The organism is Dietzia aerolata, assembly GCF_014144865.1.
Lineage (GTDB): Bacteria > Actinomycetota > Actinomycetes > Mycobacteriales > Mycobacteriaceae > Dietzia > Dietzia aerolata.
Genome location: NZ_JAALDM010000284.1, coordinates 1 through 1914, shown reverse-complemented (window position 1 = coordinate 1914; position 1914 = coordinate 1). Strand labels below are relative to the sequence as shown.

3 protein-coding genes and 1 pseudogene are annotated in these 1914 nt (G+C 67.9%); 2 read left to right on the top strand and 2 right to left on the bottom strand.

Annotated elements, in window-relative coordinates:
* Positions 1 to 152 precede the first annotated feature (152 nt).
* Entirely contained in the window at positions 153 to 398 is a 246-nt protein-coding gene (locus G6016_RS14925; RefSeq protein ID WP_182633404.1) for a type II toxin-antitoxin system prevent-host-death family antitoxin, read from the top strand.
* Positions 399 to 419: 21 nt separating this feature from the next.
* Positions 420 to 677: a type II toxin-antitoxin system RelE family toxin gene (locus G6016_RS14920; protein WP_182633403.1), complete on the top strand. Its 258-nt coding sequence runs from the start codon at positions 420 to 422 to the stop codon at positions 675 to 677.
* Between the two features lie 153 nt (positions 678 to 830).
* Here the strand turns inward: G6016_RS14920 and G6016_RS14915 are convergent, their stop codons facing one another.
* Together G6016_RS14915 and G6016_RS14910 are read right to left on the bottom strand one after the other, a co-directional pair.
* Positions 831 to 1589: an SAM-dependent methyltransferase gene (locus G6016_RS14915; RefSeq protein ID WP_182633402.1), complete on the bottom strand. Its 759-nt coding sequence runs from the start codon at positions 1587 to 1589 to the stop codon at positions 831 to 833.
* A pseudogene (locus tag G6016_RS14910) lies at positions 1586 to 1914 on the bottom strand (cobalamin biosynthesis bifunctional protein CbiET); the annotation flags it as partial. The pseudogene G6016_RS14910 and the gene G6016_RS14915, both read right to left, overlap by 4 nt.

The following is a 1914-nucleotide window of genomic DNA, read 5'->3' as shown; positions in this document are numbered from 1 at the left end:
TTTCATCGGTCCCCCAGCACTCGCCTTACGAATGTGCCGATAATGTGGCATTCCGTCAAGCGTGCAGGTCACAACGGAATCTACGATCCCGGACCCAGAGCACGGCCGACACCCACTCGACCTCGAGTTGTACAAGATGTACCATAGGACCCATGGTGACCACGACGCTCAGCAACTTCCGCGCCAACCAGAGCGAGGTACTCGACGCTGCACAGCGGGCGCCAGTGGAGATCCTCAGCCGGGGCAGCCGTCGTCGCGCCGTTGTCGTTTCACCTGAGTTCTTCGACCGCGCGTTGCAAGCCCTGGAGGACCAGGCCGATGTTCGCGGCGCGGCCGAGGCCCGCCGCGAGGACGGCAGCATCTCCCACGAGGAACTCATGTCGGAACTGGGACTGTAAGCCCGCGCTTCCTGCTCACTGATGTCCTATTCGATCACCTATAAGCCCTCGGCTGCGAAAGCCCTGCGCAAAGTTCATCCCACCGAGCAAAAGCGAATCGTCCGAGCCATCGAAGCTCTGGCGGAGGCTCCGCGACCGACCGGCGCCATTCAACTCTCCGGTGGCGACGGTGAACTCCGCATCCGCGTCGGCAACTACCGCATCATCTACGACATCGAAGACGACGCCCTCGTCGTGCTCGTGCTGCGCATCGGACACCGCGGCGACGTCTATAAATAACCGCACCAACCCCGAATCAGAGCAGGGTGAGCCGGGGACGCACGACCCGCCGGCGCCGATAAGACGCGTTCCGTCCGCCACGTGGCCGCCGCCGATAACATCGATTGCGTCAACCCGTTGGTCGCGCGAGCTTCGTACTCCCAGAGGAGCCAATCAGCCCCGCCTCTTCGCCTCCCGCTCCGGGCTCGACGCGTACAGCCACGACTCCGCCTCCCCCGGCCTGACCAGCGCACGCCCTACCAGGATGACCGCCGCCTGGCGCAGGCCCGCGACCTCCACAGAGTCAGCGATATCGGCGAGAGTGCCGCGCAGTTCCACGCGGTGTGGGCGACTCGCATTGGCCACCACCGCCACCGGGCAGTCGGCGCCATGCGTGGGCACCAGCCGCTCGGCGAGCGCGCGGATCCGTGTGATCGCTAGGTGCAGCACCAACGTCGCGCCGGTGGCGGCGAAGTTCTCCAACGCCTCCGGGGACGGCATCTCCGTCGAACGAGCCTGAACTCGGGTGAGGACCACCGATTGCACCACCTCCGGAACCGTCAGCTCCACACCCAGCTCAGCAGCGGCTGCCGCGTAGGCGGGGACTCCCGGCACGACCTCCCACGGCACGCCCACCGCGTCGAGGCGGCGGGTCTGCTCGGCCAACGCGGAGTACAGCGACGGGTCACCCGAACACAGCCGCACCACCTCCAGACCAGCGCCGTGAGCAGCCACGATCTCGGCGATGATCCCCTCCAGGTCCAGATGCTGCGTATCCACCAGGCGCGCGTCGGGCCGGCAGTGCTCGAGGACGCCGTCGTCGAGATACGTCCCCGCATACAGGCACACGTCGGCCTCCCGCAGGGCCGCCGCGGCACGCAAGGTCAGCAGATCGGCGGCGCCGGGACCGGCCCCTACGAATCGAACGGTCACGAGCTCTCCCCTGTCGTCGTCAGATCAGCCGCGCAGACACCCGGTTTCACGGCAGCCCACTGCACCACCGCGCGAGCCGGCGTCCATCCGGTGAACCGGCCTATCGGTGCAGCGTGTTCCACGTGGAACCTCGTCAGCTCCCCGCCGAACTCATCGTGGGCGTCGAGCACTGCGCGCTCGGTCTCCAGCGTCACCGCGTGCGCGACCAGCCGGCCGCCCGGCGGGAGCTTCGCCCAGCACTGCCGCAGCAGGCCAGGGGCGGTACCGCCCCCGCCGATGAACACCGCGTCGGGCCGCTGCAAGCCCTCCAGCGCCTCCGGCGCCC